The sequence below is a fragment of the Tabrizicola thermarum genome (assembly GCF_003574395.1).
Taxonomy (GTDB): Bacteria; Pseudomonadota; Alphaproteobacteria; order Rhodobacterales; family Rhodobacteraceae; genus Tabrizicola; species Tabrizicola thermarum.
This window is the reverse complement of the sequence record NZ_KZ984538.1, coordinates 173,673-188,836: the sequence shown is the minus strand read 5'-3', so window position 1 is coordinate 188,836 and position 15,164 is coordinate 173,673. Positions and strand designations below refer to the sequence as shown.

General features: G+C 63.4%; 14 protein-coding genes and 2 tRNA genes. 8 read left to right on the top strand and 8 right to left on the bottom strand.

The genetic code is table 11. The features are described 5' to 3' along the window. Nucleotides 1-16: 16 nt before the first annotated feature. From D5084_RS03775 to D5084_RS03760, 4 genes are all read right to left on the bottom strand, one after another. Complete coding sequence (locus tag D5084_RS03775) at nt 17-1,051, bottom strand: ABC transporter ATP-binding protein (protein ID WP_128514180.1); 1,035 nt, start codon at nt 1,049-1,051, stop codon at nt 17-19. Further along, nucleotides 1,048-1,854, bottom strand: coding sequence for an ABC transporter permease (locus D5084_RS03770; RefSeq protein ID WP_128514179.1), 807 nt, complete (start codon nt 1,852-1,854; stop codon nt 1,048-1,050). Before D5084_RS03770 ends, D5084_RS03775 begins: the two co-directional genes overlap by 4 nt. Then, nucleotides 1,844-2,707 (bottom strand): ABC transporter permease, encoded by an 864-nt coding sequence (locus tag D5084_RS03765; protein ID WP_128514178.1) that lies wholly within the window; start codon nt 2,705-2,707, stop codon nt 1,844-1,846. Before D5084_RS03765 ends, D5084_RS03770 begins: the two co-directional genes overlap by 11 nt. 131 nt (nt 2,708-2,838) lie before the next feature. Next, nucleotides 2,839-4,053 carry an ABC transporter substrate-binding protein gene (locus D5084_RS03760; protein ID WP_128514177.1) on the bottom strand — a complete coding sequence of 405 codons (1,215 nt, stop codon included), beginning with the start codon at nt 4,051-4,053 and terminating at the stop codon, nt 2,839-2,841. 255 nt (nt 4,054-4,308) lie between these two features. Here D5084_RS03760 and D5084_RS03755 point away from each other — a divergent pair, with 255 nt between their 5' ends. The 8 genes from D5084_RS03755 (at nt 4,309) to D5084_RS03720 (ending at nt 11,989) form a co-directional block, all read left to right on the top strand. Further along, complete coding sequence (locus D5084_RS03755; protein ID WP_128514176.1) at nt 4,309-5,703, top strand: tyrosine-type recombinase/integrase; 1,395 nt, start codon at nt 4,309-4,311, stop codon at nt 5,701-5,703. A 394-nt stretch (nt 5,704-6,097) separates the two neighbouring features. Continuing rightward, nucleotides 6,098-6,409: a helix-turn-helix transcriptional regulator gene (locus tag D5084_RS03750; RefSeq protein WP_128514175.1), complete on the top strand. Its 312-nt coding sequence runs from the start codon at nt 6,098-6,100 to the stop codon at nt 6,407-6,409. A 108-nt stretch (nt 6,410-6,517) separates the two neighbouring features. Next, entirely contained in the window at nt 6,518-7,912 is a 1,395-nt protein-coding gene (locus D5084_RS03745) for a DUF3987 domain-containing protein (RefSeq protein ID WP_162302370.1), read from the top strand. 285 nt (nt 7,913-8,197) lie between these two features. Beyond that, complete coding sequence (locus D5084_RS03740) at nt 8,198-8,821, top strand: hypothetical protein (protein ID WP_128514173.1); 624 nt, start codon at nt 8,198-8,200, stop codon at nt 8,819-8,821. A gap of 409 nt (nt 8,822-9,230) precedes the next feature. Then, on the top strand, nt 9,231-9,476 hold the full coding sequence (locus D5084_RS03735) for a hypothetical protein (RefSeq protein ID WP_128514172.1): 246 nt from the start codon (nt 9,231-9,233) through the stop codon (nt 9,474-9,476). Between the two features lie 229 nt (nt 9,477-9,705). Next, entirely contained in the window at nt 9,706-10,398 is a 693-nt protein-coding gene (locus tag D5084_RS03730) for a hypothetical protein (protein WP_128514171.1), read from the top strand. 3 nt (nt 10,399-10,401) lie between these two features. After that, complete coding sequence (locus D5084_RS03725) at nt 10,402-10,884, top strand: hypothetical protein (protein ID WP_128514170.1); 483 nt, start codon at nt 10,402-10,404, stop codon at nt 10,882-10,884. 382 nt (nt 10,885-11,266) lie between these two features. Next, nucleotides 11,267-11,989 carry an HNH endonuclease gene (locus tag D5084_RS03720; protein ID WP_128514169.1) on the top strand — a complete coding sequence of 241 codons (723 nt, stop codon included), beginning with the start codon at nt 11,267-11,269 and terminating at the stop codon, nt 11,987-11,989. 131 nt (nt 11,990-12,120) lie between these two features. Here the strand turns inward: D5084_RS03720 and D5084_RS03715 are convergent. From D5084_RS03715 to recJ, 4 genes are all read right to left on the bottom strand, one after another. Beyond that, nucleotides 12,121-12,195, bottom strand: a tRNA-Glu gene (locus D5084_RS03715). 166 nt (nt 12,196-12,361) lie between these two features. Further along, on the bottom strand, nt 12,362-13,156 hold the full coding sequence (locus D5084_RS03710; RefSeq protein ID WP_435532659.1) for a lytic murein transglycosylase: 795 nt from the start codon (nt 13,154-13,156) through the stop codon (nt 12,362-12,364). A gap of 111 nt (nt 13,157-13,267) precedes the next feature. Continuing rightward, nucleotides 13,268-13,342: transfer RNA gene (locus D5084_RS03705), tRNA-Glu, on the bottom strand. 63 nt (nt 13,343-13,405) lie between these two features. Further along, entirely contained in the window at nt 13,406-15,145 is a 1,740-nt protein-coding gene (gene recJ, locus D5084_RS03700; protein WP_128514168.1) for a single-stranded-DNA-specific exonuclease RecJ, read from the bottom strand. Between the last annotated feature and the right edge of the window lie 19 nt (nt 15,146-15,164).

The window sequence follows — 15,164 nt, the reverse complement described above, 5'->3', positions numbered from 1 at the left end:
CCGGACCTGCCAAAGTTCAGTGTGGCAGGATCCACAGGGCCTCGGGCGGGAAGGAGACAGAAATCCTGGCGCCGACAGACAGGCCGCGGGCAGTGTCCGGCGTGACCATGGCCTGAAGCGCCACACCGTCGAGGGCAAGGTCGATCCGCGTCAGACTGCCCAGGAAGTCCACCGCAACGATCTGTGCGGCGCGCAGGTTCGGCCCCGGGCCAAGGCGCAGCGACTCGGGCCTGATGGTCAGAAGGCCCGGACCCTGCGGCAGACCCTGCGGCAGCGCGAGAGGTCCGATGGCGCAGTCGAACACCGCGTCGCGGACCGTGCCGGGGATGAAGTTCACGCCGCCGAAGAACCGGGCCACGGCCGTGGTCGCCGGGCGGGCATAGAACGCCTGCGGCGTGTCGTCCTGGACCAGCCTGCCCTCCAGCAGCAGCGCGATCCGGTCGGCCAGGGCGACGGCCTCGGCCTGGTCATGGGTGACGACGATCGTGGTGATCCCGGTCTCGCGCTGAAGCGTGCGGATCAGCAGCCGCATCTCGTCGCGGAGCGCGGGGTCCAGGCTGGACAGGGGCTCGTCCAGCAAAAGGACCTCGGGCCGCAGGATCAGGGCTCGCGCCAGGGCCGCGCGCTGGGCCTGGCCGCCGGACAGCTGCGCAGGCTTGCGCTGGGCAAGGTCGCCCAGCCGGACGCGGTCCAGCATCTCGGCGACGCTGGCGTCGATCCGGGTGGGGGGCAGCCCACGCATCCGCAGGCCGAACCCCACGTTGCCGGCCACGGTCAGGTGGGGAAACAGGAGCGGGTTCTGGAACACCATCGCCACGCCGCGCCGTTCCGGCGGAAGGTCGCGGATCGACCGGTCGCCCAGTCGGATATCGCCGGAATCGGCCGCAATCAGCCCTGCGATCAGTTTCATCGTCGTGGTCTTGCCCGACCCCGAGGGCCCGAGGAGCGCGGTCAGGCTGCCGCTTGCCACGGTCAGGCTCAGGCCATGCAGCGCGGCGGGGCCCGCGCGGGAATAGGACTTGCGCAGATCGTCAAGGACAAGCGTGGTCATGGCCGCAGGCCGCCGACCAGCGCCAGGCTGCGTCCGGTGACCTGTCTGGCTGTCACCAGCAGGACCAGAAGCCCGGGCAGGATGTAGAGAAGCGCAATCGCCGAAGTGAGGTCATTCCGCCCCGCACTGGAAAAGCTGAACAGCAAGAGCGGGAGCGTCTGGACCCGTCCGCCGCCGATGGCGAGGGTCAGCAGGTATTGCGACCACGACACGAGGAAGGCGAAGAGGGCGGCGGTCATCAGGCCGGGCAGGACGGCAGGCAGGGTGACTCTGCTGAAGGTCTGCCACGGTGTGGCGCCCAGGCTGCGGGCCTGGGCTTCGAACTCCGGGTCAAAGCGCGAAAAGACAGCCGCCATCACCAGCACCATGTAGGGCAGCACCGGGATCAGATGGGCAAGTATCACGCCCGGCACGGTGCCCACCAGCCCCAGGCGCAGGAAGACGCCATGCAGGCCGAAAACGATGGCGATGCCGGGCAGGAAGGCCGGAGCGAGGAGGAGGAGCGTCACCAATCCCTTGCCCCTGAACCGGTAGAGCCCAAGCGCGCGTCCGGCAGGAAGACCGATCAGCGCGGCCAGGAGGGTCGTCGCCAGGGCGATGCCCGCAGTCACGGCAAGGCTGTGCAGGACGCCGGACCGGGCATCGACCGCCAGCGACCAGGCCTTCAACGTCCAGGTCTGCGGCACCAGGTCCGGGAACCGCCAGCCATGCGCAAGGGACCAGATCGCCAGCGGCAGGATCGGCAGGATCAGGAACCCGGCCAGAGCCAGCGCCGCAAGGGTTCGCATCCGGTCAGCGCGCATCCTGGCCTCCAAGGCGCAGACCGCGCGCCACCAGAGCCAGAAGGGCCAGCCCCACGACCGCGATGACGACGGCCATCGCCATCGCCTCGGACCGGCTGGCAAGGTCGGTGTCGGTCCAGGCCTGCCAGGCCAGGACCGGCAGCGCCTTCGGGGCGTGCGCGCCAAGGACAAGCGGCACTTCGTAGGCGCCGAAGGCAAAGGCGAAGACCAGCGCCGAGGCCGTTGCAAGTCCGGGAAGGACCATGGGCAGCAGGACATGGCGAAACGCCTGCCAGCGCGAGGCGCCCAGCGAGCGCGCGACGGCTTCGTGATCCTCGCCAAGCGTCTGCAGGTTTGCCAGCAGGATCAGGGTGATGAAGGGCAGCTCTTTCCAGACGTAGAGGAGGATGATCCCGATGGCGTAGGGGTCATGGGTCAGGATCGGAAACTCGGCGGGGGCCGAGATCAGCCCTGCGGCATGGGCAAGGCGGGCAAAGCTGCCGGATTGCGAGACGAGATAAAGGATTCCGATCGCCCCGACGATGTGCGGGATGGTGAGGTTCAGCTGGACAAGGAAGGCGATCAGGGTGCGGCCGGGGAAGGTCTGGCGCAGCAGCAGCGCCGCGGCCAGCGCCAGAACCGCAGCAATCACGGTCGAGGCGGTGGCGATCCAGAGCGAAAGCGCAAGCGAGCGCAGGAAACCGGGAGCGGTCAGGACTGCGGCATAGGCGGCAAGATCGGGTTCGGTCAGGCCAAGGCCCGGCAAATAGCGGAACGACCGCAAGAGCGTCAGGCCCAGCCCGGTCAGGAACAGCCCAGCCAGCACCAGAAGGGCCGGGGCAAGCAAAAGCGCGATGCGGGTGCGGTCGGTCACTCCGGGGCCTTTCGGGCGGGCTGTGCGAAGATTGCGCCATGCCGGGAAGACGGGCAAGCGGGGGGTGTGGTCCCTCCCAGATGGGGCCAGGCGGCGCCTGCGACGGCAAGACGAAATCGAACGAGGAGCCGTCAGTTGCCGACGTTTGCGGCCCAGCCCTTCTCGATCGCGATCAGCCAGTCGGCTTGCAGTTCCGGCAGCGCGGCCTTGGCAAGTTCGGCGGCGGGCACGACCGACGGGTGGGTCTTGATCGCGGCAAACCCCTCCTGGATTTCGGGGGGGGTGCGGCTGATCTCGATCGCGGGGGCGGCCCCCCAGACTTCGGGCTTGGCCTTCTCAAGCTGCGCCTCGCCGGACAGAAGCAGGTTCTGCACGACCATCGCGGCGGCCTTGTTGGGCGAGTTGAACGGGATCAGCGTGTAGTTGGTGTTGCCGATGGTGCCGTCGGTCAGCCCGAAGGACCGCGTCGTCTCGGGCCAGGTCCCGGCCTGGACGGCAAGACCGAACTGGGCGGGGTCGTAGTTGAAGCTGAAGTCGATCTCGCCGTTGGCGAAAAGCTCGTTCAGCTGGGTCACCGTGGTCGGATAGGTCGCGCCCCCGCGCCAGAGGAAGGGCTCGATCTCGTTCAGGATCGCCCAGGTCCTGGCGGCGGTGGCGTCGAATGTCGCCGGGTCGAAGGGGCCCAGCAGGCGGTCCGGTCCGCCTGCGGCATGGATGAAGACGTGGCGCAGAAAGGCCGATCCGGTGAAATCCGGCGGCGCGGGATAGGTAAAGCGGCCCGGGTGGGCCTTGATCCAGGCGATGAGGCTGGCCATGTCCTGCGGCGGAGCCGGGACCTTGGCGCTGTCATGGGCAAAGGCGAACTGGACGGTGTTCCACGGCACCTCGCAGCCTTCGACCGGCACGCCGAAGTCGTTGGCGATGGCGGGATTGTCCCAGTTGATCAGGCTGTCGTTGGGCAGAAGGCCGGTATAGCCGCAGAAGGCGAGGTCGGCCTGTTTCATCGACCGGAAATTCTCGCCGTTGATCCAGATGAGATCGACAGAGCCGGCATCCGTCACGCCTGCCTCTTTCTCGGACAGGACCTGGTTCACGACGTCGGCGGCATCAGAGATCGGGACGCGGTTCAGGGTGATGTCGTAGTCGGCCTTCAGCCGGTCTGCGACATAGCCCGAGACATAGGCATTGATCGTGTCGGACCCGCCCCACATGAACCAGTTCACCGTGCCGCCGCGGGCCTGCTCCACGATCTGGTCCCAGGTCATGCGCTTGAGCGCCTCGCCGTCGGCGGTTTCGGCACTTGCGGCGGTGGAGAGAAGGAGAAGGGTGGCAAGGCTGCGCAGCATGGGGGCTCCGTAAGACTGGACTGCCCTCCATCAACCCGATAACCGGATGAAATGCCAGTCACAGGACCGTTGGCGGATTGTAACGGAAGTGGCAGCCCGTAGGGCTTCCATAACGTTGTCTGCCACAGTCTGCCGCCGTCTGAAAACACAAGTATTAACAGTCGTTTGCCGGAATGCCGTGTCTGCTGCCGTCTTGAAATGACCGCCTGTTTCTGCCATTTTGCTTAGGCAACGGTTAGGCAAAGGGTTCTGGTCATGTCAAAGTTGGACGACAAGAGGGTAGCGGCGATCAAGGGGCCGGAAGCGGGCAAGTCGGTCATGCGGGTACGCGACGGTCTAGCCGACGGGCTTTGGCTTCGCGTGACGAAGCATACGAACAAGCAAGGCGTCGAAGCCGTGTCGAAGTCTTGGGAATTCTACTTCACGTTGAACGGCAAGACTTCCTGTACCGGCCTTGGTCGTTGGGTGCCCACACCCCCTAACGGCGAACCCAAGTTGCAGCGCGGCTTGTCGGTCAAGGAAGCCCGCAAGCGTGCCGCCGAACTTTTGGAAATGGTCGAAGCCGGGCAGAACCCCGTTGACGTGAACCGGGCAAAGAAGGCGGAACCCGACGCGCCGAAGGTCGTAACCTTCGCCGACGCGTTGGACGAATACATGAAAAGCGACTACATTCAGAAGACGCTATCCAGCGACAAGCACCGCAAGCAATGGCGGGCAAGCCTTGACCTGCACGTTATCCCGAAGCTTGGCCCGAAAGATGTGGGCACAATCACCATTGACGACGTGAAGGACGTTCTTAAGCCGATTTGGGCGACGAAGACAGATACCGCACGCCGGGTACGGCAACGCATGGAAAGCGTCTTCGCTTGGGCTATCGACGAAGGACGCCGCCACAACGACAACCCGGCGTCGTCGAAGTCGCTTGAAGTGTGGATCAAGAACCAACGTCGGGCCGAAGCGCAGAACCACCCGGCCATTCAACAAGCCGAAATGCCGACTTGGTTTGCCGACTTGCGCAAGCGTGAAGGCATGGCGGCGCGGGCGCTGGAATTCGTCACCCTTTGCGCGTCGCGGTCGGGCGAAGTTCGCGGCGCGACTTGGGGCGAAATCGACCTGAAAGCGAAGGTTTGGACTATCCCCAAGGAACGCATGAAGATGAAGAAGCCGCATAAGGTCGCGCTTTCCGAAGCTGCGCTTGCGGTCTTGAAGGCGCTGCCGACCTTCGACGCCGACCACAGGAACCCGACCGCACTTGTTTTCCCGGCACCGGAAGGCGGCGTAATGTCGGACATGACCATATCGGCGGTTATGAAGCGTATGCACGACGCCAAGACGAAGAAGGAAGGTCGCGGTTGGGTTGACCCGAACGTGTTGACCAAGCCCGACGACCCCGAAGAAGCGCCGCAGCCGCGCCCCTGTGTGCCGCATGGGCTGCGCAGCACCTTCAAGGATTGGGCGACGAAGCGCGGGTACGACAATATCCAAAGCGAAATTGCCCTTGCCCACAATGTCGGCAACGAAGTGGAACAACGGTACCGCCGCGACGATTTGGTAGAGGAACGCCGCGCCATGATGAACGCCTATGCCGCGTTTTGCCGGGGCGAAGCCGTCGCCGATAGCGTCGTAGTGCAGCTTCGGGGGGCCGTGTGATGGTTCGCAAGGTCAACCCGCAAGACGTGTCGCCGATTGTTAGCGGTGTGGCCTTACCCCCTGTGGGCACACGGGCCGAAGACGGGCGCAAGGCCGAAGTTGCCGACCGCGCCTTTGCGGCATGGCAAGGGGGCGAGTACGGCGCACCCGCTAAGCGCGGCGCACTTCGTCAAGCCGCCGACGCGTTCCTAGGCGAATACTACGGGAACGCGACCAACAGCGTTTACTACGAAAGTCGCCTTGAAAATCTCATGCGTAGGCTTCGGGCGCAATCGCGTAAGTAGCTGAATATCGCAAACTTTCTTGCTGCCTTTGCCCCCTGTGCCAAAAGCGCCGGGGGCGGCATGGTCTTCACATATCAGGCAGACATGCCCGGCCATGTGGAGACAGACCAATGAACGCGTTGACCAACACCCCGACCGACCCCGGCACCCCCGACCGCGCCCTAACGGCTGCGCAGCTTGTGCCGAACGCCTTGCTGCGCACCCCCGACGTGTGCGCCGTAACCGGCATGGCCCGCCCGACCCTGTACGAAGCTATGGCAAAGGGGCTGTTCCCGCGCCCGATCAAGCTTGGCGAAAAGTCGTCGGCGTGGCCCGCGTCGGAATGCAACGCTGTGCTTGCTGCCCGCATTCGCGGCGCGACCGAAGACGAAATCCGCGCCTTGGTCGTCGAACTTACCGCCGCACGCAAGCACCGCATTTGACCATAGCAGCGCAACCCGCTGCCATGACGTACCCTACTGACTTGATTTTCAACGATAAGCGCAAGGCAGGCCGCAACTGCCTAAGCCATGCCTAAAGGCGCACCCGAAATGACGCAGAACAACCCCCTTTTTCCCCCGTATGGTGCCCTGCGTGCCGTCGTCGAATTCATCTACCACCAAGCCCCGTACCCTATCCCCGAAGTCGCGTTGGCGGCGGGCTTGGGATTGTTCGCCGGGATCACGGGCCGGGCATACCAGACCCCCGACCCTATGGCCGGGCTGAACCTGTACGTTATGTGCGTCGCCGCCACGGGCAAGGGCAAGGACGCCGGGCAGGTAGGTATTCACCGGCTGATTAACGCCGTGGTGCAGGGCAAGGGCGACGGCATGTTGCCCGAACTTGCCGCCGCAAAGGGCTTCGTCGGGCCGTCGCGCTTCGTGTCAGAACCTGCCCTGCTGCGACACGCCGCGACGCTATCCAACTCCTTCGTTTCCATCATGCCCGAAGGCGGGAAGGAAATTCGCCGCATGACCGACCCGAAGGCGTCGCAGCACGACCGCGATGTAAGCAACCTTTGGCTAAAGCTGTACGGCAGTTCGGCGCATGGCAGCGTCTATAGCGGCAGTTCCTATGCCGACAACCGCAACAACATTCCCGATATTCAAGCCCCGGCCCTTAGCATCTACGCCGAAGGCACCCCGTCTACCGTCTTCGCCAACGTCACCGAAGACACAATGGCAGACGGGCTTATTCCCCGGTTCCTGATACTGGAAAGCGTCGGGGCATGGCCCGAACTAAACCGCACGCCACAGTACCAACCGCCCGAAGACCTAACCGCATGGTTGGCGTCGCTTTGCGAACGTGCCCTGCGCTTGAACCAACGCAACGAAGTCGTGCAGGTTCAAATCGCGCCCGACGCCGCAGCCCTGTTGGAAAGTTTCCGTGTCGAACTTCGCCGCACAATGGAACGGGCAGACGAAGACGTAGCGGGCAGTCTGTGGAGTAGGTCGCACCTTCGGGCGATGAAACTAGCGTCGCTTGTGGCGGTCGGCGTCAACTTCGACGTGCCCACAATCACCCATGACCTAGCCGTGTGGGCAATCAACTTGGAAGTACACGCGACCAACGGCGTATCAAAGCGGGTCGATAGCGGCGAAGTCGGCGGCATGGACAATGACGAAGCGAAACAGGCGGTCGAATTAATCCGAACAGTCTACCGCTACGTTGCGACCGAATACCACAAGCTGCCAAAGCTTCGCGTTCCCCGCACAATGCACGAAGAAAAGGTAGTGCCCCTTTCATACCTGCAACAAGACCTACTTCAAAAGAAGGCTTTTAAGGACGATAGGGCCGGGGCAAACGCCGCGCTTAAGCGCACAATTCAAAGCTTTCTGGACGCTGGCGACTTGCAAGAAATCAGCCGTGCGCAGCTAGCAGAGAAATTCAATAAGACCGGACGCGCTTTTGTTATTACTAACCCGGCGCGTTTCATCGGCGAATAACCGTCGCAGGCGGGGTTTGTAGTAGGCTGTAGTGCGACCTTCCAACAGCTAAGCCATTGAAAGTAAACGTGTAGTAGCTGTAGTGGGTGTAGTACGCAGAAAAGGGAAAATGGCCCCGAAAGGTCGCGCGAAAAGGGGGAGTGAAAGATATACCTACTACACATACTACATACTACAACACAGTTATTTTTAATTTATATCAGTTGGTTAGGTGTTGTGTCGGCGGCAACTACAGCCCCTACACGTCAAACAGCCCCAAGCGGGCACGAAGAAAGGACCGAAGAAATGGCAAGGGAATATGACGAAGCAAACCGCAACTGCGACCCAAGGCAGTTGGTCGAATATATCGTAGCGCAGAACCCGGTATTTAGTGACGTACTTGCCGGGGCGCAGAAGGCGCATAGAACCTTCTGCCTAATCTACGTGGCCTATTTGTCTATGGCGTCGGAAAACCGCCGTTCGCGGGAAGGGCACGCAGGGCTTATCGAAGACGCGGCCCGGATGCTTGTTGCGAAGTACCTATACGGGTTCATGTCGTCGAACGGCACGGCAGGGTACTACCGCACGAAGGATTACCCCGAAGCGGTCGCGCGGCTTCTGGCAGACGAAGTGAGCAGTTCGGGCTACTTGTCGCTGTACGTCACCGACTTCCTACGCGAAGGCGCACTTTCGCTAGCGGAACAATTCAAGTCGCCGCCCGAAGAACACCCCATGCGCACGCTGCGCACTTACTTGGATTTTGTTGAACATATCAAGGAAGTAGACGTTGACGCGTACAAGCGCAGCTATCCGGCGCTGCGTCATGCCGTGGCACTGCATCGCGTCGGCATGGCTGTTCTTCCCCCTGCGACGTGGCAGCACTTGAACACGCCACTAGGCGACCTTGCCCCTGTGCCCGCCGCCCCCTGAAATCCGGCCCCGTGGTAGGCTTGGCGGGGTTCGGGGGTGTGCAGGGTGCCCCCGACCGGCCCGACCCCTGCAAGGCCCGCCTGTGCGCCCCTGTGGGCAAGTACCTGGTATCGGCCAAATCGACCCCGACGTAGCTATTCAACGCGTAGCAGCCGTACCGGCTTCCATTATCCGACGTAGTTATATGAAACGACTCAGTATTTTCCCGCCGTAGTTTCCCTGCCTAAGTACCGCCTAATATGCCGTCGAATAATCGTCGTGCGCAACCGGCTGAAAATTCTTTTGTCTGTAAATGTCTCCCACCGTCGAACCCCAAAATACCGGATTGACCGCCTTTCCCAACGGGCGCTTAGCTTCGTTTATGTCGCCTTACGTGGCCTGATTTGGTCGAATATGTCGGAACGAACCCGTGAATATCACAGCACAGCAAGCAGGTTGGTCTAAACCCCCCGTCAAGCGTCGCAGTCGCGTTCGCCTTGATAGCCTTGCCGATATTCGCAGGGAAGCCGCACGCCAATATCGCCGGGCACTTGAAGGCGAAGTTAAGATTGAAGACATGTCGCGGCTTATCAACGCGCTTTCCCTTATCGGTCGTATGGTCGAAGGCAGCGACTTTGAGCGGCGGCTAGAAGCCCTTGAAGGGGCGACGACATGAAACGGCTAGCGTCGCGTATCACCAAGCTTGAACAGCGCAGACGCCCGACCGCAAGGGTTCGTTCTAGCGTCGTAGAAATCGACGCAGCTACCCGCAAGCCGATTGGCCCAATGCCCATAGGGGGCCGGGTCATGGTCGCAACGAACTTCGGCAACGACGACGCTTGGTCGCGCGCCCTAGCCCGAAACCAAGCCCAACTCTTGAACCGTCCCTAGAAGGAAGCCCCAAAATGCAAGGCGCATATCTTGTTCAAAGCCGCGAAGCGATTGAAACCCTAGTTTCCCTGCAAACCGAAACCGGCAATCGGTCGCGGTTCGGGAACCCTGAAAAGTTCAAGACTATGGGCGACCGGATTGCGGAACTGCACCGCACCGTCGCAGAAAACACCGTGCGGGCCGCTGCACTTGCGGGCGACTTGACGCGTACCGAAGTCGTGCGCCATGTCGAAGCGAAGAAGCTTGCCGAACGCGTGTCGCAGGCAATCCGCACCGTCGCACAGGAAATCAAGGCAAAGGCCGAATACCTGCAAGTGCGGGGTCAGGAAGTCGCCGACGAAGCCTTGGCCCCGCGTGCCGGTTATGCGGCGCTTGATAGCGAAATTCGCGGTTGGATGCGCGAAGCGGTCAAGACCCCGGAAGGCATGGCGAAGGTTTCCGAACTTGCGAAGAAGGACGCCACAATTGCGGCTATCATTTACCATAGCCCGCAATTTCTGACCGGGCTTTCCGAAAGCCTGCATACGAAGATGCGCCTGCAAGCGGTCGAACGCTTCGCGCCCAATGCCTACGCCATGCTTAACGAAGGCATTGAACTGCAAGCCCTTGCGCCCCGCTACGAACGCGTCGTGTCGGAAATCCATAACGCCTTCTACAGCCCGCACCTTGCCGACAAGGGCGCAACCCGCGTCGAATTGGGGGATTGAGCCATGACCGTTGCAAGCGACCAAATCGCAACCGTCGCAGCTTGGCTAACGGCGTCGTCGCAGCCCTATCACGCGCCCCTAGGCGGCTTCGTCGAACGCGGCCCCTACGGAACCCTTGTCACTGTGGGCATTGATGAACCGGGGGCAGACGTTGCCGCACTATGCGCCCAAGGCGTGTTCCCGATCTACACGCCGCAGACTTCGCCTGTAGCGGTCGATTTGAGCGTGCCCCTAAACCAAGACGCAATCGCGGAACGCGCTTACCATGTGGCATGGGCGGCAGGGCAGGCCGCACGCGACCCCTCCGCCCGGTTCCCCCCGGTCGCGGTCGTGACCCTTGCGACCCCGGCGACGACCATTCGGGAAGCCATGACCGCCGCCGGGCTGCCTATCGACCTTGCGGCGCGGGGCGTGCTTGCACTTCCGACGTATGCCCTTCCTGTGGCGGCTGTAGAGCGTTTGGCGGGCGTGCTGCCCGTCGTGTGAGATTGGCCGGTGCGGGGGCTTCCCTGCCCGCTTCGGCCAAGGCAGGCGGGGGGACGATACCCGCCTGCCACCCTGAATTGACCGGGGTTAGTGGCTTCCCCCGGTTGATAGGCGGCGGGTCGTATGCGCCCTTCGGCCCGCCGCTACCATTCTAGGGCTTGCGGCACGACACACGGGCTGCCCTTGCCTTGGGTGACGGGGGGCAGCGCGGGCGCGGGTACCGCCCGGATGCTGCCCCCTCATTCGCCCGTTCCTGCCCGCCGCGCGTTAAGGGGTTTCCGCGCGGCTACTCGCCCCGGCCCGTAGCCAAACACGGGTCGGGGCTTTTTCATGCGCAGTTACAAGGTATAGTCGACGCAGGCACCCAAAGTAGGAACGGTAGATGCGCGTTATTGACCCGCGAAATGGTAAGCAAGCACCCCTAGACCATGACTTGCAGCCGCGTTGGGCTAAGGAATTTGGCGAATGGTCGCGCCAAGAATGCAAGCATGAACGGCAAGAACTTCGGCGCGGAACGAACAACGCAGGTATGCCCGTTATCCGAATGCAATGCCTAGATTGTGGGTTGCGGATTGGGAATGCGGTTAAGCGACCGCCGAACGCCGACGAACTGCCAGAATTCGACGACGCAATGCACGACGCATACAATGCCGCGCGAAAAGCCGCGCTTGAAAAGGTTGACCAAAAATACGTCGATATTCAGTTGCGGCGCTGGAAGGGCAAAGAAGACGGCGACAGCTACTACACGCAGGCACACAACGCCTACCTAAACTCCCCGGCATGGAAGGACCGTCGGCGCTTGGTCATGGAACGCGCCCAAGGTCTTTGCGAAGGTTGCAGAAAGGCGGCGGCGACCGAAGTTCACCACCTAAGCTATGCGCATTGGGGCCAAGAACTTCTGTTTGAACTTGTCGCACTTTGCGGCAACTGCCACGACCGCATTCATGCCAAAGGCGACCACGAAGCCTTGATAGAAGGCTGCAAGACGTGCCTGCACGCAAGCAAGGGTAGCTACTGCCTGTTGTTCGACATGCCCATGCCAATGGCGCTAGACCCCGAAGGGCCATGCACGTTCGACCGCGACGGCTACGAAGTCGCCGACTAATGTTCACGTTTTCGTGAGGGGTTCCGGGGCGCTTCGGGTCAAAAGGTGCCCCGTGAAACTCTAGGCATTTCTTAGGCAGAGAAAACGCCTCTTGAAATTATCTAGGAAAATCAGTGCCTTGCAAGGAAAAGTGGCAGCCCGTAGGGGAGTCGAACCCCTCTTCCCAGGTTGAAAACCTGGTGTCCTAACCGATAGACGAACGGGCCACTTTGCGCGTCCTACATTCGTGCAGGCCCGGGTGCAAGGGGCAAGACACCGGACGAGCCCTGGTCCCTGTTCCTTTCGTCCCGCCGCATCGGCGCTCTCACGTGACGAGGTCCGTTCAGACGGCTGTTGTGCCACAGAGGCCGTCGCGTCAAGACTTCGACAGGATCAGCCGTCGATGCGGGCGCCCATGATCGCGATGGCCTGCTGGTAGACCTTGGCGGCGTTCCATTCCCGGATGACGGCGAAGTTCGGCTCGCCCTCCTGGTAGCCTTTGCCGGGCGTCCAGCCCTTCTTCCTCAGGTAATTGGCGGTGGTCGCAAGAGCATCGGCCTGGTTGTAAAGGTCGATCACCCCGTCGCCGTTGCCGTCCACGCCATAGACATAGGCGTTGCCCGGCAGGAACTGCGTATGGCCCAGCTCGCCATGCTTGGCGCCGACGGTGTCGGGCGAGATCATGCCCTTGTCGACCATCTTCAGCGCGCCGATCAGATGCGGGCGGAAGAAATCGGACCGGCGGCAATCGTAGGTCAGCGTGGCAATGGCCGACACGACATTGGTGTCGCCCATGAAGCTGCCAAAGCCGGTCTCCATGCCGTGGATCGCGATCAGGACGCCCGCGGGCACTCCATAGGCGGCTTCGAGCCTTGCGTAGAAGTCGGGGTTCTTCGCCTTGCGGCTGCGGCCCTGCTTGACGATGGTGTCGGCGCCGCGGACGGTCATGAACTTGTCCAGCGTGTACTTGAAACTTTTCTGGTTGCGGTCCGCACCGATCGTGGCCTTGGAATACGAGGTCGCCATCAGCGCGTCGATCCCGCGCTTGCCGACGCCTTCCGCCCTGGCCTCGGCGGCCATCTCGGCCTTCCAGGTTTCATATTGGCCGCCGGTATCGCTGCAACTGGCAGCGTGGGCGGCGATGGGCAGGGAAAAAAGCAGCAGAGCAATGGAAACACGCGGCAACAGCTTCACGTCAGACACCTTTCCTGCGAATTTTTCCCAGTCTATTCAGTGTGGGGAAACAATCAAGCAGGTCTCTGCGACCTGCTGCGCGCGATGTCTGACATCCGGGTGAAGTGGCAGCCCGTAGGGGAGTCGAACCCCTCTTCCCAGGTTGAAAACCTGGTGTCCTAACCGATAGACGAACGGGCCACGCTTTCGGTGCGCGGTGTCTAGAATCTGTGCCGGGGTTCTGCAAGAGGAAAATTGCGCGGCCTAGGCCAAGGCTGCGTCGTCCAGCCGCAACTGTACCCGGGTGCGGCCGTTCCAATGGTTCAGCTCCAGCTTCCCGGCCAGGTGAAACCGCCTGTGCCCGGGGTTTTCCAGCACCGCGCCCAGCGGTCCGTCGAAGGCCCCGAAGGCGATGGCGTCCATCGAGGGACCGGCACCGTCGCTGACCGACAGTTTCAGGTGGCTGTCGCCGATGCGGCGGGCGTTCACCTGGACATTGGCGAAGGCAAAGCGCGGGGCGGGGGCCGCAGCGCCGAAGGGGCCGGCGTTCTCGATCTCTTCGACCAGGGCGACGGTTGCCGCGCCCGTGGACAGGAGGCTGTCGATCCGCAGGTCCTGCGGCCCCCCGGTTCCGGCCCCTTGCCGCGCCAGAAGGTCCGACAGGCGGGCCATCGCCGGGTCAAGCTGCGCGCGCGTCAGGGTCAACCCGGCCGCCATCCTGTGCCCGCCCCCCTTGGCAATCATCCCCTCGGCCGCCAGTCTCTGGATCGCCGCACCGAGGTCCACACCCGGGACCGACCGGGCCGAGCCCTTGCCGATGTCACCCTCGAAGCCGATCACGACCGAGGGACGGTTGGCGGCCTCTTTCAGCCGCGCGGCGACGATGCCGACAACACCGGGGTGCCAGCCTTCGGCCGCGGCCCAGACCAGCGGACCATCAAGGCCGCGCGCCTCGGCCTGGGCCATGGCCTCGGCGCGGACGGCTTCGGTGATCTCGCGTCGGTCGGTGTTCAGCTGGTCGAGACGGGCGGCCAGGCGGGCGGCCTCCATCTCGTCGTCGGTGGCCAGAAGCCGCGCGCCAAGGTCGGCCTGCCCGATGCGCCCGCCCGCGTTGACCCGGGGGCCAAGCAGGAACCCCAGCGCATAGGGGGTGGGGGGCTGGTCCATCCGCGCGACATCGGCCAGCGCCCGCAGTCCGGGGCGTTCGCGGCGGGCCATGATCTTCAGCCCCTGCCGGACGAAGGCGCGGTTGAGGCCGGTCAGCGGGGCCACGTCGGCGACGGTCGCCAGCGCCACGAGGTCGAGCAGGGCCATGAGGTCGGGGGTCTGCCGACCCTGTTGCTTCAGCCGCCGGTTGGCCTCGACGAGAAGGAGGAACACCACCCCGGCGGCACAGAGATGGCCGAGCGCGCCATCCTCGTCCTGCCGGTTGGGGTTCACCACCGCGAGGGCGTCGGGCAGGATTTCGAGCGCGAGGTGGTGGTCGAGGATGACGACGTCGGCCCCCTTTGCCGCCGCCACGGGTTCGTGAGAGAGGGTCCCGCAGTCGACGCAGAGGATGAGGTCGTGGGTGGCGGCAAGCTGGGCCATGGCGGGGACGTTGGGCCCGTAGCCTTCGTCGATGCGGTCGGGGATGTAGAGGGTGGCTTGCAGCCCGAAATGGCGGAGCCAGATGAGGAGGAGGGCGGCAGAGGCGCCGCCGTCGACGTCGTAGTCGGCGAAGATGGCGATCCGTTCGCGGGCCGCGACGGCGCCAAGGAGGCGGTCCGCGGCCGTCCCCATGTCCTTCAGGGTGAGGGGGTCGGGCATCAGGTCGCGCAGCGAGGGGGCGAGGAAGGCGGGGGCGTCCTCGGGGGCCACGCCCCGGGCGGCCAGGATGCGGCAGAGGGGGAGGGGGAGGCGGGTCTCTTGGGCCATGCCCTCGGCCAGCCGGTCCTGCACCGGGTCGGGGCCGGTCCAGCGGCGGCCGGTGAGGGAGGTCTCGACGGAGAGGAAGGCGGTCATGCTGACAGGGGTGCCGCAA